The following is a 22,242-nucleotide window of genomic DNA, read 5'->3' as shown; positions in this document are numbered from 1 at the left end:
TAGAAGGAGAGTTATGATGGGTAAATATTTTGGAACAGATGGTGTTAGAGGAATTGCCAATAAGGAATTAACACCAGAATTAGCATTTAAATTAGGTCGTTTTGGCGGTTATGTATTAAGTCAACATGAAGATTCTACACGTCGCCCTAGAGTATTAGTTGGCCGTGATACACGTATCTCAGGTCAGTTATTAGAACAAGCTTTGATTTCAGGACTATTATCTGTCGGAATCGAAGTATTTCAATTAGGGGTTATTTCAACGCCAGGAGTTGCTTATTTAACAAGATTGCAAAAAGCGTCAGCTGGTGTCATGATTTCGGCATCTCATAATCCAGCAGAAGATAATGGTATTAAATTTTTTGGTTCGGATGGGTTTAAATTAGTAGATGATCAAGAACTTGAAATTGAAGCATTATTGGATGCAGAAGAAGACATTTTACCACGTCCTTCAGCAGAAGGATTAGGATCTCTTGATGAATTTCCAGAAGGTTTATTGAAGTATTCACAATTCTTAGTACAAACAATTCCAGGTGATTTATCTGGTTTAACCGTTTGCATAGATGCAGCAAACGGTGCGACGGCAACATCGGTCAACCGCTTGTTTGCAGACTTAGAAACTGATTTTTACACAATGGGTACAAGTCCCAATGGATTAAATATCAATGATGGTGTCGGGTCTACCCATCCTGAAAAACTAGCCGAAATGGTTGTTGAAAAAGGGGCAGATGTGGGTCTTGCTTTCGATGGTGATGGTGACCGAATCATTGCAGTTGATGAGTTAGGGAATATTGTTGATGGGGATAAGATCATGTTTATCTGCGCGAAGTATCTTGCTGAAAAAAATCGTTTGAAAAAAGACACGATCGTTACAACAGTCATGAGTAATTTAGGTTTCCGTAAAGCTGTGGAAGCAGCTGGAATGAAAGATGTAATCACTCAAGTTGGTGACCGCTATGTTGTTGAAGAAATGCGCAAAAATGACTATAATTTTGGCGGAGAGCAATCAGGCCATATGATTTTCCTTGACTATAATACAACTGGTGACGGAATGCTTTCTGGTATTCAGTTATTGAACGTAATGAAACAAACAGGAAAAAAACTATCGGAACTTGCTTCTGAATTAACGGTTTATCCACAAAAATTAGTTAATATTCGGGTGACAGACAAGCATGGTGCAATGGATGTTCCTGCAATCAAAGAAATAGTTGAATTGATGGAGACAGAAATGAATGGCGATGGGCGAATATTGGTTCGACCTTCCGGTACTGAACCGCTGTTGCGCGTGATGGCTGAAGCGCCAACACAAGAAAAAGTAGATTACTATGTTGATAAAATTGCTGATGTTGTGAAAGCAGAAATTGGTGTAGGCTAAAAAAGTAGAATAACCTGTGTACATGAAATCATGTAGCAGGTTATTTTTCTGGCTACATAAATGACGAATAATCACAGAATTATTTTAGTAATCGTTCGATAAGTTTATTGACAGAATAAACAGAAAAAGGTACTATGTTTGAGAATTGATAGGGAAAATGATCACTATCAATTCATTTTTCAAAAAATATAGAAGTATGTTAGAGAGGAGTATTGTGATGGGGAATTACTTAGTTTTACAAACAGATTTTGGACTCGGTGATGGAGCAGTAAGTGCAATGTATGGTGTAGCACATATGGTGAGTGATGAAATCATCATAGGTGATTTGACCCACGAAATTCCTCCCTATGATATTTGGGCTGCCTCTTATCGTTTGTATCAAACTGTGAAATATTGGCCAAAAGATACTGTTTTTGTATCAGTTGTCGATCCAGGTGTAGGTAGTACAAGGCGAAGTGTTGTAGCAAAAACAAATTCTGGTCATTTTATTATTACGCCAGACAATGGATCCTTAACACATATTTCCCACTATCAAGGAATTGAAGAGATTCGATCAATCAATGAGGTTACGAGCCGTTTGCCTCATTCGGAGGAAAGTCATACATTTCATGGTCGAGATATTTATGCCTATAATGGCGCGCGGTTGGCTAGTGGAGAAATTTCTTTTGAAGATCTGGGCACTACAGTTGCAATTGATTCTATTGAAGCATTACCTTTGATTGAAGCTAAGCATAATGAACATATCTTAGAAGGCAGTATCGATGTTTTAGATATTCGTTTTGGTTCTTTGTGGACAAATATTCCTTTGGCTTTTATGAAAGAAGAAAAGATTGTTCATGACGATCAATTACAAGTAACGATCTATCACCAAGGAAAAAAAGTTTACCAGAACATTATGAAGTTTGCTAAATCTTTTGCAGATGTAAATATTGGGGAACCTTTAGTTTATGTTAACTCTTTGGTGAATATTGGTGTAGCGATTAATCAAGATTCATTTTCCAAATTGTATCATATCGGAACAGGAACGGACTGGATGATCCAATTAAGAAAAGCACCAAAAATAATTTTTGAATAGGAGTGGGGAAAAATGAAAAAAGAATTTTCAGTAAAAACAATCGTGGCAATTGGCATTGGATCTGCGGTATTTGTTATTTTAGGGCGGTTTGTAGTGATTCCAACAGGATTTCCTAACACAAATTTAGAAACAGCCTATCCGTTTTTAGCATTGATTTCTGTTATATTTGGACCAGTTGCTGGTGGTTTAATCGGTTTGATTGGTCATACATTAAAAGATTTTACAACTTATGGCAGCGCATGGTGGAGTTGGATTGTTTGTTCTGGTATTATAGGAGTGGTCTACGGTTTTGCTGGCAGAAAAATTGATCTGAAACATGGTGAGTTCAATAAAAAAGACATTATTCAGTTTAATATTTATCAAGTAATTGGAAATGCTGTAGTTTGGGGTTTAATTGCACCGACATTGGATGTGTTGATTTATAGTGAACCAGCTAGCAAAGTATATACTCAAGGTGTGATTGCTGTTATATTGAACATCATTGCGGTAGGAATCATTGGTACATTGTTGATGATAGCTTATGCTGCAACGAGGACTAAAAAAGGCAGTTTAACAAAAGATTGATTATGTAGTAAAATGAACTTAGTATAAATATCATTTCTGAAATAAAATTAAGGGCGAGAAAAAGCAAGCTTGATTTTAAAGCTTAACAGCCTTTTCTTGTCCTTTTTTACATAGAATAAAGGAGCGGCATCGATGAAAAAACCACTGATAACTTTTAATGATTTTACTTTTCAGTATCACAGTCAGGCTGAACCTACATTACATAATATTGACTTAACGATTTATGAAGGAGAAAAAGTCTTGATTGTTGGTCCAAGCGGTAGTGGTAAATCGACTTTTGCTCAGTGCATCAATGGCTTGATCCCCTATAGCTATGAGGGGGAAATAACTGGAGAAGTAAAAATTGGTAATAAAGAATTAACAGAGACAAGTCTATTTGATTTATCCTTTGATGTTGGAACTGTTTTACAAGATACAGATGGGCAGTTCATTGGGTTAACAGTGGGTGAAGATGTCGCATTTGCTTTGGAAAATGATGAAGTTCCACAAATGAAGATGAAGGAAGAAGTTGAACATTGGACCAAAATTGTTGGTTTGAGTGGTTTTTTACAGCATCGGCCGCAGGATTTGTCTGGTGGACAAAAACAACGGGTGTCAATGGCAGGGGTTTTGATCGACGAGGCACCGATTTTATTATTTGATGAACCATTAGCTAATCTAGATCCCAAAGCTGGAAAAGAAACCATTGCGCTGATTGAAGAAATCCATCAAAAAACTGAAACTACTATTTTAATCATTGAGCATCGCTTAGAAGATGTTTTATATCGTTCTGTCGACCGTGTGATTGTTTTTAATGATGGCCGAGTTGTTGCAGATTTACCTGCGGATGAATTATTAAAAAGCGATATCCTAACAGAGCAAGGGATTAGGGAACCTCTGTATGTAATGGCAATGAAATATGCTGGTGTTGATTTAGAAACAGTTGCACATTTATCTAATATTCAAAAAGTTCAAGCTCCGAATCTAAAAGAGAAAATGGAAAAATGGACGAAAAATCAAACGCAGACCTCAAAACAACAAGCATCATCGGCTTTATTAGAGCTAAAAAATATTACGTACCAATATAACCGGAATGATCGGTATGTTTTAAATGATGTTTCTGTTACATTTAATCGTGGCGAAATGATCAGTATTGTTGGAGAAAATGGAGCTGGCAAATCGACATTGAGCAAAGCTATATGTGGCTTTGTTACACCACAGTCTGGGAAAATGAGTTGGTTAGGAGAAGATTTCACCTATTTTTCCATCAAAGAACGTGCCGATAAAATTGGGTTTGTCATGCAAAATCCAAATCAAATGATTTCAAAAAAAATGATTTTTGAAGAAGTAGCTTTAGGGTTGATTTTGAAGGGCTTTTCAGAAGAAGAAATCAATGTACGAGTTGAAAACGTGTTAAGAATTTGCGGATTATATGCATTTCGTCATTGGCCGATTTCAGCCCTTAGTTTTGGGCAGAAGAAGCGAGTTACGATTGCATCGATTTTAGTTTTAGAGCCTGAAATGATCATATTAGATGAGCCAACTGCAGGACAAGATTTCAAGCATTATACTGAAATGATGACCTTTTTAGAAGAGCTGAATAAGATGGGTGTGACGATTGCGATGATTACACATGACATGCATCTGATGTTGGAGTATACAGATCGAGCTTTGGTACTGTATGACGGCAAAATTATAGCTGATACAACACCAGTAAAGGTTTTAACTGATTCTGAATTAGTGGGGCAAGCTTCTTTGAAAGAAACGAGTTTATTTACTTTTGCTCAGCATTTGGGACTAGCTGATCCATTTTTATTTACAGAAAACTTTATATCCTATGATCAGGAGGTGCGTTTGAAATGAATGAGCATCAAATGTTAGGATATATTCCTGATCATACAGTGATTCACAAATTAAACGGAACAGCTAAGTTAATATTTTTGATTCTGTTATCGATTTCTTGTATGACAACCTATGATACTCGTTTTTTGATAGGCATGACAATATTCTCATTGGTTTTATTTAAAGTTTCAAATATTAAATGGCATCAGATTTCATTTGTTGTAAAATTTATTTTTGTATTTTCATTATTAAATATTATCGCAGTATATCTGTTTGCACCAGAATATGGTGTAGAACTATATCAGTCTAGGACTGTGATTTGGGACGGAATCGGTCGATTTACACTTACCCAGGAGCAATTATTTTATGAATTTAATTTAGTTTTAAAGTATTTTTGTACGATTCCATTAGTGTTGATTTTTCTATTAACGACGAATCCAAGTGAATTTGCCTCTAGTTTAAATCGAATCGGTGTTAGCTATAAAATAAGCTATGCTGTGGCATTGGCCATTCGATATATTCCAGATATTCAAGAAGATTTTATCAACATCTCTTTAGCTCAACAAGCACGCGGTTTTGAAATGTCTAAAAAAGGCAAACTAACTCAACGAGTAAAAGGGACTGCACAAATTGTTTTTCCATTGATTCTTTCAAGCTTGGATAGGATTGAGACTATCAGTACAGCGATGGAGCTGCGTCGTTTTGGGGAGAAGAAAAACAGAACGTGGTACGCACAAAAATCTTTTCATATTTCTGATTTTCTTGTTATGGGATTAGCTGTTTTACTGACCGTTATTAGCTTTACTTTATTCAAAGTCAACGGGGGACGGTTTTATAATCCGTTTATTTAATCACTTTAAGATTATGGTAAAAACTTTTCAGATTCTATGATGTAAATTAAAAACCGCACGATGCGTTCCATACATTGTGCGGTTTTTAGTGAATCTAGAATGTGAAAGGTCTAATTTTTTATCGATTGTCAGGATGGTTATTTTTGTGTATACCAATTTTTGTTTAAAATAAAAAGTTGACAGATATATTTGTTTTGAGTTATTATTATAGCAGTTTCTATTTCATTTTAATAAAAGGAGGTTAGGTAGACCAATATTGGGATAGCGCCAGGCCTGAGCAATCAGGTGACGAGGAAAGAGTTTATCGAAAGATTCGGCGGATAGCTCTAGGGACTGCACTCTAAAAGTTGGAGAGAAAAATTAATTGTAAAATTATAACAAAACGCCAACTACGCAGAATAGAAACGTATGATGGAGTATCAAGAAAATCAAACGTACTGACATAAGAAAATCTGAACTAAGTTCAACAGGTAATGATTTAAGATGATTTTTTTAGCGTTAGCGTCTTTTTTCTTGATCAATGATTTAAGACAATCGAGAAAGTAGGATATGGATATATGTGTGGAATTGTAGGAATTATTGGAAAAGAGAACGCAACGGATATTTTAGTTCAAGGTTTGGAAAAATTGGAGTATAGAGGATATGATTCAGCAGGAATTTTTGTGACAGGGAAAAACAAGCAAGATCATTTAGTAAAATCCCTTGGAAGAATCGCTGATCTACAAAGTAAAATTGGCCCAGAAGTACAAGGAACTGTGGGAATTGGGCACACGCGCTGGGCAACGCATGGAAAGCCAAGTGAAAGAAATGCCCACCCCCATACATCAAGTAATCATCAGTTTGTTTTAGTCCACAATGGCGTGATCGAAAATTTTGAAGAAATAAAACAGGAATTTCTTCAAAATAAGCAACTAGAAGGTGAGACTGATACTGAAATCACAGTTCATTTGATTGCGTATTTTGCAGCAACTGGAATGACAACAAAAGAGGCATTCAAGAAAGCTTTAACTGTGATCAAGGGGTCATATGCCTTTGCTTTGATTGATCAAAAAGATCCAGATACCATTTATGTAGCTAAAAATAAAAGTCCATTGCTGATTGGGCTAGGCGATAGTTTCAATGTAATATGTAGTGATGCAATGGCGATGCTTGCTGAAACAAATCATTTTGTCGAAATTACTGATGGTGAGATGGTCATTGTCAAAGCGGATAAAATAGAAATCGAAGATGAAAAAGGCAATCTGGTATATCGCGAGTCTTATGAAGCCCAATTAGATTTAAGTGATATCGAAAAAGGCACATATCCTTACTATATGTTAAAAGAAATCGATGATCAGCCGACCGTTATGCGTCGAATTATTCAGGAATACACAGATACATTTGGTACTACTATAATCAACAAGCAGATTATTGAAAAAATGACTACGAGTGATCGTATTTATATTGTTGCTTGCGGGACTAGTTATAATGCGGGATGGGTAGGAAAAGCGATTATTGAAAAGATGACTAATATTCCAGTTGAGGTCCATCTTTCAAGCGAATTTGGCTACAATATACCGTTACTATCAGAAAAACCATTCTTCATTTTCTTGAGTCAAAGTGGAGAAACGGCGGATAGTCGTCAAGTATTGGTGCAGACGAATAAAATGGGATTACCATCATTGACGCTAACCAATGTAGCAGGGTCTACTTTATCCAGAGAAGCCGATTACACATTACTTCTTCATGCTGGACCAGAAATTGCTGTTGCTTCAACTAAAGCGTACACTGCGCAAATTGCTGTTATAGCAGTTCTAGCTAAGGCTGTGGGGGATAATAAAAAAAATCAATCATCACTAGATTTTGATATTGCTCATGAGCTAAGTGTAATTGCGGCTGTTATGGAGACAATCATCGATGAAAAAATGCTAATTAGTCAGTTAGTAGAAGACTATTTATCAGATACGAGAAATGCCTTTTATATCGGTCGTGGTGTAGATTATTATGTGTCGATGGAAGCTTCGCTGAAACTAAAAGAAATTTCTTATATTCAAGCTGAAGGCTTCGCAGCTGGAGAGCTAAAACATGGCACGATTGCTTTGATTGAAGAAGGAACACCTGTTTTCGGAGTGATTACAGAAGAGAAAACAGCAGCCCATACTCGTGGAAATCTAAAAGAGGTTGAGAGCCGGGGGGCGCATAATTTTGTGATTTCCTTGACATCTTTTGCCAAGGAAACGGATCAATTGATCATACCAGATGTACATCCATTATTAACACCTTTGGTTAGTATCATTCCAACACAATTGATTGCTTACTTTGCGACGCTACAAAGAGGCTATGATGTAGATAAACCACGTAATTTAGCGAAGAGTGTCACAGTCGAATAAGAAAAGAAGAGCTTTGGATAAAACTAAAAATTAGTTTTGTCCAAAGCTTTAAATTCGATATTTATATTGTCTTCACTTTTCTTGTTTTATAATTGGTATTTTAACATAAAAAGTTGTGCCTGTTTTTTTATCACTACTAACATTTAAATCAAAATGGTGACGGTCAGCAATTTCTTTGGCGATCGCTAAACCTAGTCCTGTACCATCCAATTGCTCTTTTGAGTGTGCTTGGTGAAAACGTTGGAAAATATCCTTTTGTTCTGCTGGAGAAATATAAGAATCAGGATTATGAATACTAATGATTAAATCTTTTGTGTTTAGATTAGATCGAACGGTAATCGTTGCTCGTTTTGGAGCAAACTTTATTGCATTTTCAATCAAGATAACAAAAAGTTGCCGAATCCTACCGTAATCGCCATTGATAACCACCGGTTGCTCTAATGGAATCTCCAATAGTAACTGTTGCTCTTTTTCAGACGATTTTAATCGTAGACTCCTCAGGCTATCTGACAAAATATCATTGATTGAAACAGGTTCTATTGCAATTGTAAACTCAGGATTTTCCAGTCTAGATAGTTCTAGTAAATCATTGATCAATCGTTCCAAAACAATTGATTCTGTTAAAAGTTGTTGATGATATTGTTTGATTTTTTCGGGGTGATTAATTAAGCCGTCATTTAATGATTCAAGGGAACCCCTAATAACAGTTACTGGCGTTCGCAATTCATGGGAAATTGTAGATAAAAAATTTTTCTGAGCTTGTTCACGGTTCTCCCTGTGGAATTTTGCTTCGGCAAGACGATTTTTTAAGATCGTTAATTTTTCTCCTAGTTGTCCCATCTCATCTTTGGTATGGATATCTAATGACTTATCATAATTTTCTACAACAAGCTCTTCAGTAAAGTGGCTCATCTTATTGATTGGAGCGATGAATTTTTTTGATAATAAAATCGACAGCAAGAGTCCAATGATCCAAGCCATTAAAATACTGACCAAAAGCAATAAATATCCTTGTTTTTCTTCCTTATGCACGTTAGAAATGGCTGAATGAAGTAAAACCACTGCTAAGACATCACCACCACTAGTTTTTATTGGTGCTCCAACTGTCACAGTGGGTTCACCAATAAAATTACTGAATGCATCACTTTTAGTCGTTTTACCAGTGTAGACTTTTTTGATAACGTCTCGAGCGTTATCAGGTAATTCATTATACTCTTTACTATGCATACCGTGACCAACTGTAATGGTGTCAGCATTTTCATCAACGATCCAAATATCATCCATTGCAAATTGATCCATAAATTTAATGAATGAAGAATACCCCATGCCCATCTTCATCGAAGAGCCAGATCCCATCATACCATGCATGGAAGAACGATTATCGTTGGCCGTTTCTTCTTGGTCTGTAAAATAGTCATTCAATGTATCTGCGATAACTGTTGCACGTCGAGTCATTTCTTCTGTGTGGATAGTAACAGTTTGTCTGGAAAATAAGGTGCTGAATGCAATACCGATCACTAAAGAAAAAAGAAGTAATGTAAGTGAAAAGTAAAGGATGAGTTTTCTGGTTAGTTTATTTTTCATGTTTTCCCTCAAATTTATAGCCTTGTCCCCAAACAGTAGCGATTTCCCAGTTTGGGTGATCTGCTTCATCTAGTTTTGCTCGTAATCGTTTGATATGGGTATCAACAGTTCGGGCATCTCCAAAATAATCAATGCCCCACAAACTATCTAACAAGTTATCTCTAGAAAATACTTTTTCTCGGTGGGCTAAAAGTAGCCAAAGAAGCTCTAGTTCTCTTTTGGTCAAAAAAATTTCTTGCTGCGAGATGGTGATTCTTTTTTCTTCTAAGTAGACGATCAAGTTATCATAGACCAGTTGTTTCATTGTATGTTGGTTTTCCTCTGTACGCTCAATTCTTCTTAGAATCGCTCTGACTCGTGCCATAACCTCGCTTGGTGAAAAAGGTTTAACGATATAATCGTCTGCACCAATGTCTAACCCCATGATTCGATGATAGTCTTCACCTTTGGCCGTGACCATGATGATTGGGACATTGGATGTTTCGCGTATTTTTTTGCAAACTCCAAATCCATCGATTTTTGGAAGCATGACATCCAGTAAAATTAGTTCGATTGAATGACTAAAAAAAGCATCTAGTGCTGCTTGTCCATCAGAAGAGATGATGGGATCGAATCCTTCTTTTATAACATACTCTTTTAAAACTTCTGTAATTTGTAAATGATCATCAACAATCAAAATATTTTTCATGAGATATCCTCCTAGTCTCTTCTTTTATTATAGTCAATAATTGCCTGTTTAGGGAATTTATTTTCGACACATATTTGACACATGTATTCATTAAACTAAAGTAAAGTCATGAAGGAGGAATCAAGTGATGAAGAAAAAAATAATTAGCGGATTACTAGTAGTGTCTTGTTTAGGGGCATTAGGATTTGCGGCTGTTAGTGAAGCCGTTGGAAGCATGGAAAATAATCGGACGAACAGCAGTGAAATGAGAAATAGGTGGCATCAAAGAACTAGATATAATGAAGAAACTGATTTAGATAACAAAAATGATTCTGATGAATTGAAAAAGGAAGAAGCTAAAGAAATAGAAAAAAATTGGGAAAAAGAAAATAATCATTCATATAATAGAAGAGAAAATAAAGAGTGGAATGATATGGCAGGCCTAAGGCAAAGGCATCATAGTAGAATGAACAATTCTTGTTGGTAGAACGAAAAGAAGTCAAAAAAAAAGCATTCCCCCATCGGAGAGATGGAGGGAACACAAATCAAATTACACACAACCATAAAATACCATACTTCCTCATAATTCTCAACAATTTCGGTTTTTATACAAAAAAATGAGAATGTTTTTGGAGAAAAAGAGTATTTTACTAAATTTATTTTGGTTTTCATTGTTAAATCTATATGAAATTTACAGAAATGGATAAAAAGATTGCTGTGGGATCGATTTATAAAACTCTCACAGCAAAATCAGGAGAATAAGAAGCGACTGTTGCGATTTGTACAACATCTCCTGGAACAGGCGCATGAATATATGAACCATCTCCCGTGGAGATTCCCACATGATATGTTCCACCATGACTTCCCCAAAAAACTAAATCACCAGCTTGAGCTTCTGATACTGAAATTGTAGTTCCAGCTGTTTCTTGGTCAATAGTAGTCCGACCTAAAGTTCGTCCAGCAGAAGCAAAAGCAACTTGAACCAAACCAGAGCAATCAAATGAATCAGGACCAGCAGCACCGTATACATACGGCTTACCTAAATGTGTTTTTGCAGCAGTAACAACAGCCGACCGTGTGTCGGTTTGTTTTACTTGTTCTTCTTTTTGTTTTTTCACTTGAATGATTTTTTCTGATAACTGAGCTTCTTGCTTAATTATTTCAGATTGTTGTTTGGAAATGGTTTTTGTATCTGTTTCTAATGAGATCTGTTGTTGTTTCAAATGTGTTAATTGTTCTTTTTTTTCAGCGGATGAGTTTTCACTAGCTGTGATAGGTAAAAGAGAACCTATGAGTGTTGTTTTCTGGCTATCACCAAGTTCTGATACTTTAGAAATAGTTCCATTAGACTTAAGTTTCTCCAACTGATCAAGGTCAATTTTGGTTTTTCGAATTTTTTTCTCTATATTTGAAAGTTGATTGACTTTCTCTTGTTGTTGTTTTGAAAATTGTTGCTTACTCTCTTTTAATTGTGCTAATTTTTGTGACGATTCTATAATGAGCTGCTCTGGTTCTGAGGTAGATTCTGGGGACGTTGCGAATGCATTGTCGCTTAATAGTAGACTAAAAGAAAGGGCTAAACTGCTGAGAAAAAATTTAGTAATGAATTTATTTGTTTTCAAAAAGACTCTCCTTAAATGTTCAAATTTTCTTTATTGAATTCTTTAGAATATTTAAAATAGAATAGTTGATCACGGTTCTAATATTTTAAAGCCAGTTAACATTTAACCACAATAGGTTCAAAAAGTATGTAAAAGGTAGGTTAAATGTTTGTTTCTTGGTTTACAAAAAAGGATCTTTTATTTCAAAGTGATAAACTACTGTAATATAAAGAGGGTTAGATTTCAATAACGAGTGTTTTTGCTAGCTAAGATTAGCAGATTTTTAAAAGCATAATGCTAAGTCACTCACTTGTTCGTCTTTATTGACTATCTTTTTTTCTGATTTTGATTTAAAATAGTTCATACAGTAAATGATTATGATTGTATGTAGAATTAGGGGGTAGGAGAATGAAAAAAGAAAAAGTGTTTGAAGTAACCCACCAATCGATTTTAGAAATTGCGAAGGAACTTTTTCTAACCAACGGCTATAGAAATACTTCTACTCGTGATATTGCCAAAGCTGTAAAAATCACGCAACCGGCTTTATATTACCATTTTTCTAATAAAGAAGTTTTATTTATTGAGATCAATAAACAGATTGGTGTTCAGCTAAAGCACGAAATAGAACAAATACAAAAAGAACCAGATTCACTTGAAAATCAATTGATCAAATGTACGAATGCATTGTTGAATGTTTATCATAGAGATATTTTTTCCTTCATTCATCAAAGTGCTGCTGAAATGGAGCAAGAAAATAAACAGCAGTTGTTTTATATCTTGGATGATTACTATTTAAAACCATTACAGGGGATTTTTGAAGCAAGTTCTAGTCCACTAAACAGTAAAGTTCCATCAAAAAAAGCAGCACAGTTTTATTTAATGAGTTTGTCATTATTATTTGCAACGATTCACCAACTTTCTACAGAAAAAGAACGTTCGGAGCAGATTGCTGAACTGATGGACATGGTTTTACATGGTGTACTGCCTTAAAGAATTACATTGTTTTTTATCGTATGATAAAAAAGAGTTGTTTAATTCTTTTTTTCATGGTAAACTTTTTATCAACCGATAAAAAGTGTTTGGATTATTTTTTTAAGCATTTTTTTATCAATTGATAAAAAAGAGGTGGAATTAATGTTTTTAGGATTGGAAGAGATGAAGTTTTTTAAACTGAGGTATACATTAGTAATTGGTGTGATTGTATTGGTTGCATATGTTGCCTTTATGTTGTCTGGTTTAGCAAATGGATTAGCTCAAGGCGTAAGACAAGGTGTTGATCAGTGGGATGCTACGAGTATAGTTTTATCTGAAGATGCAAATAAGAGCTTGAATGCTTCAAGTTTGGTCATGGATGATTTAAATCAGGTTGAAGCCAAATACAAAGAGCCACTTGGGCAGTATGCCGGAGCACTTAATAAAGTGGGACACAACAAAGATACTGATAAAATGAATATTTCGCTTTTTGGTGTGACTGAAAATAGTTCAATCAAACCTGAATTAATTGAAGGACGATATTTTGAAGATTTAGGAGAAATCATTATCCCGCAAAACTTAGTAGATAAAGGTATCAAGTTGGGTGATACTGTAAAAATTGGAAAACTGGACAAAGAATTAAAAGTTGTGGGTGTTACAAAACAAAATAGTTTTAGCATTGTTCCGCTGATCTATACATCGATTGACCAATGGCAAGAACTTAAATTTGGTTCAATTACAGAAGGGGCCAAAGCACCAATCAACGGAATTGTCGTCCGCTCTACCCAAATAAATGACATTAAATTCAAGAACGAAGATGAGCATTTGGCGAAATATAAAATTGAAGAGTTTATTGAAAAACTTCCTGGCTATAGTGAACAAAATCTTACATTAAATGCAATGATTTATTTCTTGTTCGTAATTACTGCTGCGATTATCGGGATTTTCATCTATGTGATGACTTTGCAAAAAACAAGTTTATTCGGAGTAATGAAAGCACAAGGGATCTCTAATGGGTATATTATCAAATCAATCATTGCTCAAACCTTTATCTTAGGGGTGATTGGTGTTGCGATAGGTGTGGTGTTAACATTGTTGACCAACCTTGTTTTACCTTCTGCTATGCCGTTTGAATTAGACAATACTAACTTGCTGATCTATAGTCTAGTGTTGATCATAGTTGCTGTATTAGGTGGCGTTTTCTCAATACGTACAGTGACTCATGTCGATCCGATGAAAGCAATAGGAGGGTAAAAAATGACTGATATTTTATTAATGAATAATATTCGAAAAACATTTGGTAAAGGGCATGCAGAAGTTGAAGCATTAAAAGGAATTGACCTAAAAGTTAAAGCAGGAGAATTTGTCAGCATTATTGGACCTTCCGGTTCAGGTAAAAGTACATTTTTAACAATTGCTGGAGGCTTGCAAACCCCTACATCAGGTTCTATTGTGATCAATGGAAAAGATTTTACCAATTTAAATGAAAAAAAACGTTCGAGATTACGCTTTGAAGAAATTGGATTTATTTTACAAGCATCGAATCTAATTCCTTTTCTAACAGTAGAAAATCAGTTCAAATTAGTAGACAAAATTGAAAAGAAAAAAACAGAATCTCAACGAATCAATGAGTTACTATCTTCTTTAGATATTGCAGATTTGATCCATAAATTTCCAAGAGATCTATCTGGCGGGGAACGTCAACGGGTAGCTATTGCTCGTGCATTGTTTAATGAGCCTAGTTTGATTTTGGCGGATGAACCAACTGCTAGCTTAGATACAGAACATGCTTATGAAGTGGTAAAAATTCTTGCAAAAGAAGCACATGAAAAACAAAAAGCAACGATCATGGTTACTCACGATCCAAGAATGATTGAATGGAGTGACAATGTCTATCGTATTGAAGATGGCGAATTGACAAAAGAGTAGTCAAAAATAACTCAAGAATAGATTGCGTACTATATAGTCACTTTATATAGTAATGTGTTTGAACGTATGCATATTCAAATGATTAATTAGATCTTATATGACTAGGATATGACTCGTAGAGTTATGTTCTAGTCATTTCTTTTTAATTTTAAGTGTTATAAAAAACGATTTTAGGTTATGATGATAGTGGAGAAAAGTAAACAGTTAGGTATATATGTAGTTGGTATAAAAGATAAAAAGAATCAAATAACAGAAAGTGAGGCAGTACAGTGGATAATCGAGTAGAAGTAATGACCTTTTCACAACTAAAAAAAATTGTGGAAGAACTAGAAGCAAACAGCGCCATCAATGATAATACCAAAGTATTTATTGATACTGGGTGGGACAGTGTTCAAGAAGTTGAACCAGACGCTTTTCATGTAGAAGATGTTGTGGAATTTAAAGTGCAAGATGAGTTGACCAAAGAATTCTATGTTGGTTATACATTGATAGAAAAGGCAGAACGAATGCAGGCAGAGGGTCAAGCTGAAGCAGCTGTCATTATTAGAAATCTATATTAGCAATCACTGAGTTATATAGATATTTAGTTTCAAACAAAAGTCTTTCCTTTTTAAAGGATACACACTATTTCCCTTTTGCGTATCATTTATAAAAATAGATACTAAAATATGGGAAATAATCATTAGGAAGGTGGTGTTTCTTTTGACAAATCAAATTCCATTTCCAAAGAATTATGAACGGTTTATTGAGTTGGGACAAGAAGCAGTAAAGCAAAATAATTTGATTGAAGCAGTGGACTATTATGAGCAAGCTTATGCAATCAAGCAGGACTTTCCGTTGAATTTAGTACTGGTAAATATGTATTTAGAAACAGGTGAGAATGAGCAAGCATTATCGTTAGCTTCAGAAATGAAAGAAAAGTATTTTTCATACTTAGATTATTTGGAGCTGTACATTCAAATTTTGATCCAAAATCATATGTTTATTCAAGCACATAGCATTATCAATGAACGAATTTTGATAGAACAAAGTGGAGAAATGAGGAAATTGATTTCTTTAAAGAAGAAAATTCGTCATGTTGAACTAATGTATCAACAGTTTGAAGTTGGAAAAATCAAAGAATTAAAGGAAGAGTTGGATCGTTTAAATACGCATAATTACTATGAACAATTGGCAATTGTGAAAAAAGCTGGTCAACTGCCTCAAGATGAATTTATTGAGATTGGGAAAAAGATTTTGTTGGACGTACGGGTACATAATTTGGTTCGTTCATGGATACTTGAAGAGCTTGTAAGACTCCATGTTAAGGAAGAAGTTGAATTTTTGTGGAGAGATAACAAGAAATATACCGTTGTTCCAGCTTCTGTGGGAACACCTTTGGACAGTGCGGCTTATCAAAGGATTCTTTTATTCTTAGAAAAAGAATTGATCAATGATGATCCTATTTTATTAGTAGATGTCATGGAAGAAATAAGGTTGCATTTTGCATTGCTGTATCCTTTGGCGGATGAAATTATTGAAAATCCAAGGTTATGGGCTGTGAGTTATATTATTTCATATAACCATTCTATTGCTCAAAAGTACCAGTTAGATGAAGAACGATCAGAGATCGAAAAAATCCAAAAGATTCAAAGTAAGATTCGTTTTGAACTGGAAACAATGATTTTATAGTAAAAAAAGAGTAAAGAGATGAAATGTACCGACCCCCAAAAGTTAGACCTGAAAATCTAACTTTTGGAGGTTTTTTTGTATGGCAAAATACAGTTTTGAATTTAAACTTAAAATTGTCCATGACTACTTATCTGGTCAAGGAGGCACACCGTTTCTCGCAAAAAAGTATGGGTTTAAAAATAATTCTCAAATAAGTAAATGGATTAATAGCTATAAAGAATTTGGTGAAGAAGGATTACTTCGTAGTCGGGAAAATAAGAATTACTCTGTTCAATTTAAGTTAGATGCGATAGAGTTGTATTTAACTACAGAGTTGTCCTATCAAAAAGTAGCCAATCTTCTCAAAATGAACAATCCACCATTGATTGCGAATTGGCTTAAAACATATCGTCAGTTTGGTATAGATGGACTTTCTAAACAGAAAGGACGTCCACCTAGAATGCCTAAGAAGGAATTAAATGAAGCCCAACCATTACCAAGTGAACAATCTCAATTAGATAAACTAGAAAAAGAAAATAGAATGTTAAAAATTGAGAATGCCTATTTAAAAGAATTGAGGAGGCTACGTTTAGAGGACGAACAAAAAATGAACGAATCGCCCGAATCATTCACAGCCTCCGAGGACACTTTCAATTAAAAGATATTCTGGAAACCTTAAGGTTTCCAAAAGCCACTTACATGTACTGGCAAAAACGTTTAGACAGAATAAATTCAACACAAATGATTGAAGAAGAAATTCAAGCGATCCGTAAGGAACATCAACATTATGGCTATAGAAGAATAACACAAGAATTGAAGAGACGTGGATTTCAAGTAAATAAAAAGAAAGTGCAGCGATTAATTCAAAAGCTACAGTTACAAGTCAATGCTTTCACTAAGAAATCAAGGAAATACAATTCATATAAAGGAACCGTTGGTAAGATCGCTAGAAATTTGATTCATCGCCGATTCAACACCTCTGTTCCTCACCAAAAAATCACAACAGATACAACTGAATTTAAGTACTTTGAAGCAGATAAAGCAGGTATTCTTCGTCAGAAAAAACTCTATTTAGATCCATTTATGGATATGTATAACCGTGAAATTTTAAGTTACAGTCTGTCTAATCAACCAAACGGTAAAACGATTATGAGCGGTCTAGAAGAAGCTATCACTCAAACAAATGATTGTCCCTATCGTCGCACCTTCCACTCTGATCAAGGGTGGGCGTATCAAATGAACGCCTATATACAAACATTAAAGGACAACAGTATCTTTCAAAGTATGTCTCGAAAAGGAACCTGTTTGGATAATTCTCCTATGGAGAATTTCTTCAGCATTCTAAAGCAAGAATTGTATTACGGTAAAGTCTATCAAAGTCAAAATGAGTTAAGACAAGCAATTGAGAACTACATTTATTATTATAATCATCATCGGATTAAAGAAAAACTTAACTGGAAAAGTCCAGTCGAGTTTCGACAATTTAATCAACAAACTGCATAAAAAATAGAGTGAAAAAATCCACTCTATAAAAAGTCTAACTTTTTGGGGTCACTACAAAACGTCTCTTTACTCTTTTTTAGATAAAACTGCTGATGCAAGTTTACTTTCTAGTCCTATGATTTATGAATAATAGCAAAAGAAACGAAAGCAGGAAATATAAAAGAATACCTCCTTGGATAAAAGCAATGACTAAAAATAAAAGCTGATAATCGATATTCGTAAATTGATTAAAATAACGACCAATAATAAATTCTGTGAGAGCTAAAAGAAGTGATATTACTAATAGCCTTGTATGACGCTGACTCAATACTATCAACTACCTAACTAAAATATTATAATAAAGATATATAATAACATATAAAAAAGTTTTATTTTTCCATAATTTAAGTAATATCAATAGATATTTGAGAAAAATATTGTCAGTGTGACTAGGAAGAAGAATAGAATTCAAAAATGAAGAAAAGCTGAGTAAGATAATACTTTTATCTTACTTAGCTTTTCCGTATTAGGCGGTCAGATGTAAAGATATTTTGTGAAAAAATATAAAAGAGATAGAATATATTAATTAGGGAGCATAAATTCTTTTGTTTTAGTTAACTGTTTATGTATATTGGCTATTATTTCATTTTTTTCATTTAAAAATAATTGTTCAACTAAGCAAGATAATCCTAAAGTAAGAGAAATTTAATAAGTATTTTCTAGAAGAAAGTTTGGGGGAGTACCACTATTTTTAATAGTGATAAAAAGGAGTAAAAATGAAGTTGAACAACGAATAAATAAAGAAAATGAATTCGCCATTAGCTATGTTAGATTATTTTTATGTGGACATAGACTAATCCTCTCTAATCTAGTAGGGAAAATAGCTATCAATGATAGGGTGAAAATAAATAGTATACAAGAAAAAGGCAACCTGTTATTTACAATAGAATGTTTGTCTGCTTGTTATGATATTGTTATGGAGGAAAGAGGGGACAAAAAAAGATATATACAGATGACGCTAGAGTGGTGATGTACAATACACCAATCATACTCTTAGAAGCAATTGAGTAGTTTTTACATGATTTAACTGGATTTAAATTTATAACAAAAAATTTAATGAGAACTTAGAAGTTTAGTCTGGGGATAAAAACCTAGACTTTTTCTTTTCTGAAAAACAATCAAGAATGTATCTGAGCAAGAACCAGTTGATTAATAAGTAATCAGTAGCTAGAAATTGAAAAACATAATGGTGTTTTTTTATGATACAATAGAGGAGGAAAAAAGATTGAATTTGAATAAAAAAAATACCCACTTTAGATTAAAGGGGTACTAATTATAGAACGCGCCCTGAGGGAATCGAACCCCCGTCTCAAGAACCGGAATCTTACGTGATATCCACTACACTAAGGGCGCAAGCACGTCTACTAGTTTAGCTGATATTTTGATAAATTACAAGGGGGAGGACCAAGAAATTGAAATTCGAACAACATTTATCGCAACAACAAAAACAAGTCCAAAAACTTGCAATGACTCAACAATTACAACAATCCATCCAGATTTTACAATACAATTCAGAAGAACTATATGCATACATAGAAGCGAAATCATTAGAAAATCCTTTGATTGATATTCAAACAGAGACAAACTTTGGTGATTTTCCAAGTTCAGGTAGTCGGACTTATACGAATGAAGAAAACAACTATTTAAATCAAATACCTGATAATCATACATCGCTTTTTGAATATTTGATCGATCAAATTCACTTGAATTATCGTGATACTTATCTGCGTACACTAGTATTATTTCTAGTTGAATCTATTGATTTAAACGGTTACTTGATGATCGATTTAGATGAAGCTGTCCTAAAAACAGGAGCGAAATCAATTGAGATGTTAGATGCTTTGACATTGATTCAACAGCTAGATCCGGCAGGTGTTGGGGCAAGAGATTTAAGAGAATGTTTGATGCTGCAGGTTGAACGGGATGATACTGCACCAGAATTAGCCTATATTGTGATTGAAGAAGAGTTCGATCACTTAGCAAATCGCAAGTGGGCTCTGATTGCTAAAAAGTTTGATGTAGCATTATCAGAGATCCAATCGATTTTTGACTATATTCAAACCTTAACCCCCGCGCCTGGAAGTATTTTTGAATCCACCTCCGGATTGTATATCCGCCCTGATTTAACCTTACGAATCAATGGCGACCAACTTACTGTTATTTCAAACAAAACGGGTACTCCAACGATTCAGTTCCAAAAAGCCTATTTTGAACGAATGGAAGCCACGGATGACAAGGAAGTTCAAGAGTACATCAAGGAAAAGAAAAATGAGTTTGAATGGTTAGAAAAAACGATCATTCAACGAGGGGATACAATTTTAAGGGTTGGAACCGAGATCGTTCAGCGGCAACAGGAGTTTTTTTTAAAAGAAGATCGACCGCTAAAGCCTATGACTTTAAAAGAAATCGCGGAATCATTGAATATTCATGAATCAACGGTTAGTCGGACAGTCAATGGTAAGTATTTAGAAACAGACTTTGGTGTTTTCGAATTGCGTTCTTTTTTTTCTAACGGCTTATCTAATGATAGTACAGGGGAAGAAACTTCAACGAGAAGTATAAAAAAGCAATTACAATATTTAGTGGAGAATGAAAATAAAGCTAAACCATTTTCAGATCAGAAGCTAGTAGACTTGTTAAAGGAACAAGAAATTGAAATCTCCCGTCGAACAGTTACAAAGTATCGGGAAGCGATGGGCATCCCTGCGTCGTCTAAACGAAAAAGATACGATTAATAGAATAAAGTAAATAACAAGTGTCCAACTCCGATTTCTGAAGTTGGGCACTTGTTATTTACGGTTTAAGGTTGCCAAACTAAATGTTCAGAAGGTAACCCATCTTCAATTCCTTGCCAAACGGAGACAAAGTGATATTTCTCTAATAAATGTTTTGATGCACCATTCTTAGGGTCGATAATGGCATAAAGAGTACTCTGCGATAATGATTCTGATTGTTTTATCAGGTCTAATAGTGCTGCAATAATTTGAGTGGCATATCCTTGTCCCCAGTGTTCCGGCAAAAGCATGTAACCAATCTCTATTTTATTTTCTTGATCCCAAGATAATTTACCAAAACCAATATATTGACTCTGATCAAAGAATTTGTAATAGCCTGTTTGATCATGATGAGTGGTGTTGTAGGTTATAATTTTTTGGAAGTTTTCTTCAGCTTCAATTTCTGGTTCTGCTTTTTCTGTGATATAACGCATAACACGAATATCTTTTGTGAGAATGGAATAAAGCTCTTGATCTGTTTCTTGATAGAAATCGAATGTTAAATTTTTATAAGTGGTCATTTTTTCACCTATTTTCTTTGGTATTTTGGTGATGGATATAGTAAAAAAACTATATCCATTATTACTGGCTACAGCTTTTTAAGTAAGCCACCTGACGGATTCGAACCGTCGACCCCCACCTTACCATGGTGGTGCTCTACCAGCTGAGCTAAGGCGGCGCTATTAATAATACAAATAACAGATTACCTTAGATACTAAGGTTTGTCAATAAGTTTCCGCTTACTAAACAGGAGCACAAATTTTCCATAAATGTTATATAATGAAACATCGATTTTACTGGATATTTCAATATTATATTGATACTAGTCAACAAATGTTGCTAAACTGAAACAAAGGGGAGAAAATAATTATGTTTATTGTTTGGGGTAGTACAGGTTTTGAGAAAGATTTAGGTGATACAGTAATCCAATGTGACTGTAGTCACTGTAACAACGAAGTAACTATGCAAGGGAAACAAATAGGACGAAAGTTTACGTTATTTTGGATTCCACTTTTTACCACATCATCGAGTCATTACTTATTATGTCCGATTTGTGGATACGGAAAAGAATTGTCTAAAGAGGTCTTGGAACAATATTTGATTAGTTCTGCTGAAACAATTGCGGAGTAAATAATTAAAAAAAGATTTGACAGGGCATTTATTTTCCAGTAGAATACAACGTAACAACAAATGAATAACAGTCCGTTGAAGAGAAGAGTAAATTTGGACGTGCTTTACTAGAGAGTCTCAGTTGGTGAAAAGAGATAGGCACATAAGAGTTGAAGATGGTCTCGTGAGGACAAGCTGTTGATAGGTAAGCAGCTTCGGGAAAGCCCCCGTTATCAAAGCGACAAGTTATAAGACTTGGTTTAAGAAAAGTAATCATGAATTACTTTAAAACAAAGGTGGTACCGCGATTATTCGCCCTTTATTAGCATAGGCTAGTAGAGGGCTATTTTTATATTCTCAT

At 34.6% G+C, this 22,242-nt stretch carries 18 protein-coding genes, 2 tRNA genes, 1 pseudogene and 1 other annotated feature; of the genes and pseudogenes, 15 read left to right on the top strand and 6 right to left on the bottom strand.

Annotation, left to right across the window (positions count from 1 at the left end; translation table 11 throughout):
- The first annotated feature begins 16 nt into the window (after positions 1–16).
- From glmM to glmS, 6 genes are all read left to right on the top strand, one after another.
- Positions 17–1,372, top strand: coding sequence for a phosphoglucosamine mutase (gene glmM, locus AC4BB5_RS13485; protein ID WP_490459071.1), 1,356 nt, complete (start codon positions 17–19; stop codon positions 1,370–1,372).
- A gap of 217 nt (positions 1,373–1,589) precedes the next feature.
- Positions 1,590–2,447 carry an SAM hydrolase/SAM-dependent halogenase family protein gene (locus AC4BB5_RS13480; protein ID WP_490456632.1) on the top strand — a complete coding sequence of 286 codons (858 nt, stop codon included), beginning with the start codon at positions 1,590–1,592 and terminating at the stop codon, positions 2,445–2,447.
- Between the two features lie 12 nt (positions 2,448–2,459).
- Entirely contained in the window at positions 2,460–3,011 is a 552-nt protein-coding gene (locus AC4BB5_RS13475; RefSeq protein ID WP_490456631.1) for an ECF-type riboflavin transporter substrate-binding protein, read from the top strand.
- Between the two features lie 132 nt (positions 3,012–3,143).
- The gene (locus AC4BB5_RS13470; RefSeq protein ID WP_490456630.1) at positions 3,144–4,853 is read left to right on the top strand and encodes an ABC transporter ATP-binding protein; all 1,710 of its coding nucleotides are present in this window, start codon (positions 3,144–3,146) and stop codon (positions 4,851–4,853) included.
- Positions 4,850–5,683, top strand: a complete 834-nt coding sequence (locus AC4BB5_RS13465; protein WP_490456629.1) for an energy-coupling factor transporter transmembrane component T family protein — start codon at positions 4,850–4,852, stop codon at positions 5,681–5,683. Before AC4BB5_RS13470 ends, AC4BB5_RS13465 begins: the two co-directional genes overlap by 4 nt.
- Before the next feature lie 557 nt (positions 5,684–6,240).
- A complete protein-coding gene (glmS, locus tag AC4BB5_RS13460; protein ID WP_490456628.1) occupies positions 6,241–8,052 on the top strand; it encodes a glutamine--fructose-6-phosphate transaminase (isomerizing) in 1,812 nt (603 codons plus the stop codon).
- A gap of 72 nt (positions 8,053–8,124) precedes the next feature.
- Here glmS and AC4BB5_RS13455 read toward each other — a convergent pair whose 3' ends face one another.
- Positions 8,125–9,636 carry a HAMP domain-containing sensor histidine kinase gene (locus AC4BB5_RS13455; protein WP_490456627.1) on the bottom strand — a complete coding sequence of 504 codons (1,512 nt, stop codon included), beginning with the start codon at positions 9,634–9,636 and terminating at the stop codon, positions 8,125–8,127.
- Entirely contained in the window at positions 9,626–10,324 is a 699-nt protein-coding gene (locus tag AC4BB5_RS13450) for a response regulator transcription factor (protein WP_490456626.1), read from the bottom strand. Before AC4BB5_RS13450 ends, AC4BB5_RS13455 begins: the two co-directional genes overlap by 11 nt.
- Before the next feature lie 127 nt (positions 10,325–10,451).
- Here AC4BB5_RS13450 and AC4BB5_RS13445 point away from each other — a divergent pair, with 127 nt between their 5' ends.
- On the top strand, positions 10,452–10,790 hold the full coding sequence (locus AC4BB5_RS13445; RefSeq protein ID WP_490456625.1) for a hypothetical protein: 339 nt from the start codon (positions 10,452–10,454) through the stop codon (positions 10,788–10,790).
- 241 nt (positions 10,791–11,031) lie between these two features.
- Here the strand turns inward: AC4BB5_RS13445 and AC4BB5_RS13440 are convergent, their stop codons facing one another.
- Positions 11,032–11,925, bottom strand: a complete 894-nt coding sequence (locus tag AC4BB5_RS13440) for a C40 family peptidase (RefSeq protein ID WP_490456624.1) — start codon at positions 11,923–11,925, stop codon at positions 11,032–11,034.
- A gap of 387 nt (positions 11,926–12,312) precedes the next feature.
- Between AC4BB5_RS13440 and AC4BB5_RS13435 the strand changes: the two genes are divergently transcribed.
- The 6 genes and pseudogenes from AC4BB5_RS13435 (at position 12,313) to AC4BB5_RS13410 (ending at position 17,958) form a co-directional block, all read left to right on the top strand.
- Positions 12,313–12,894, top strand: a complete 582-nt coding sequence (locus AC4BB5_RS13435) for a TetR/AcrR family transcriptional regulator (RefSeq protein ID WP_490456623.1) — start codon at positions 12,313–12,315, stop codon at positions 12,892–12,894.
- A gap of 144 nt (positions 12,895–13,038) precedes the next feature.
- On the top strand, positions 13,039–14,130 hold the full coding sequence (locus tag AC4BB5_RS13430; RefSeq protein WP_490456622.1) for an ABC transporter permease: 1,092 nt from the start codon (positions 13,039–13,041) through the stop codon (positions 14,128–14,130).
- Between the two features lie 3 nt (positions 14,131–14,133).
- Positions 14,134–14,805, top strand: a complete 672-nt coding sequence (locus tag AC4BB5_RS13425) for an ABC transporter ATP-binding protein (RefSeq protein ID WP_490456621.1) — start codon at positions 14,134–14,136, stop codon at positions 14,803–14,805.
- Positions 14,806–15,074: 269 nt separating this feature from the next.
- Positions 15,075–15,365 (top strand): hypothetical protein, encoded by a 291-nt coding sequence (locus AC4BB5_RS13420; protein WP_490456620.1) that lies wholly within the window; start codon positions 15,075–15,077, stop codon positions 15,363–15,365.
- Positions 15,366–15,498: 133 nt separating this feature from the next.
- On the top strand, positions 15,499–16,476 hold the full coding sequence (locus tag AC4BB5_RS13415; protein ID WP_490456619.1) for a tetratricopeptide repeat protein: 978 nt from the start codon (positions 15,499–15,501) through the stop codon (positions 16,474–16,476).
- Positions 16,477–16,555: 79 nt separating this feature from the next.
- A pseudogene (locus AC4BB5_RS13410) lies at positions 16,556–17,958 on the top strand (IS3 family transposase).
- A gap of 1,320 nt (positions 17,959–19,278) precedes the next feature.
- Here AC4BB5_RS13410 and AC4BB5_RS13405 read toward each other — a convergent pair.
- Positions 19,279–19,350: transfer RNA gene (locus AC4BB5_RS13405), tRNA-Arg, on the bottom strand.
- A 59-nt stretch (positions 19,351–19,409) separates the two neighbouring features.
- Here AC4BB5_RS13405 and rpoN point away from each other — a divergent pair.
- Positions 19,410–20,732: an RNA polymerase factor sigma-54 gene (gene rpoN, locus AC4BB5_RS13400; protein ID WP_490456618.1), complete on the top strand. Its 1,323-nt coding sequence runs from the start codon at positions 19,410–19,412 to the stop codon at positions 20,730–20,732.
- Positions 20,733–20,797: 65 nt separating this feature from the next.
- Here rpoN and AC4BB5_RS13395 read toward each other — a convergent pair whose 3' ends face one another.
- Both AC4BB5_RS13395 and AC4BB5_RS13390 read right to left on the bottom strand, forming a co-directional pair.
- Positions 20,798–21,292 (bottom strand): GNAT family N-acetyltransferase, encoded by a 495-nt coding sequence (locus tag AC4BB5_RS13395; RefSeq protein ID WP_490456617.1) that lies wholly within the window; start codon positions 21,290–21,292, stop codon positions 20,798–20,800.
- 85 nt (positions 21,293–21,377) lie between these two features.
- A tRNA-Thr gene (locus tag AC4BB5_RS13390) sits at positions 21,378–21,450 on the bottom strand.
- 191 nt (positions 21,451–21,641) lie between these two features.
- On the opposite strand from AC4BB5_RS13390, the gene AC4BB5_RS13385 reads away from it, so the two are divergent.
- Positions 21,642–21,902, top strand: coding sequence for a zinc-ribbon domain-containing protein (locus AC4BB5_RS13385; RefSeq protein ID WP_490456616.1), 261 nt, complete (start codon positions 21,642–21,644; stop codon positions 21,900–21,902).
- 66 nt (positions 21,903–21,968) lie between these two features.
- Positions 21,969–22,204 (top strand) — a binding site (T-box leader).
- Positions 22,205–22,242: the final 38 nt, after the last annotated feature.

Source organism: Enterococcus sp. AMC1252, assembly GCF_058216515.1.
This window is presented reverse-complemented; position numbering and strand designations above follow the sequence as displayed.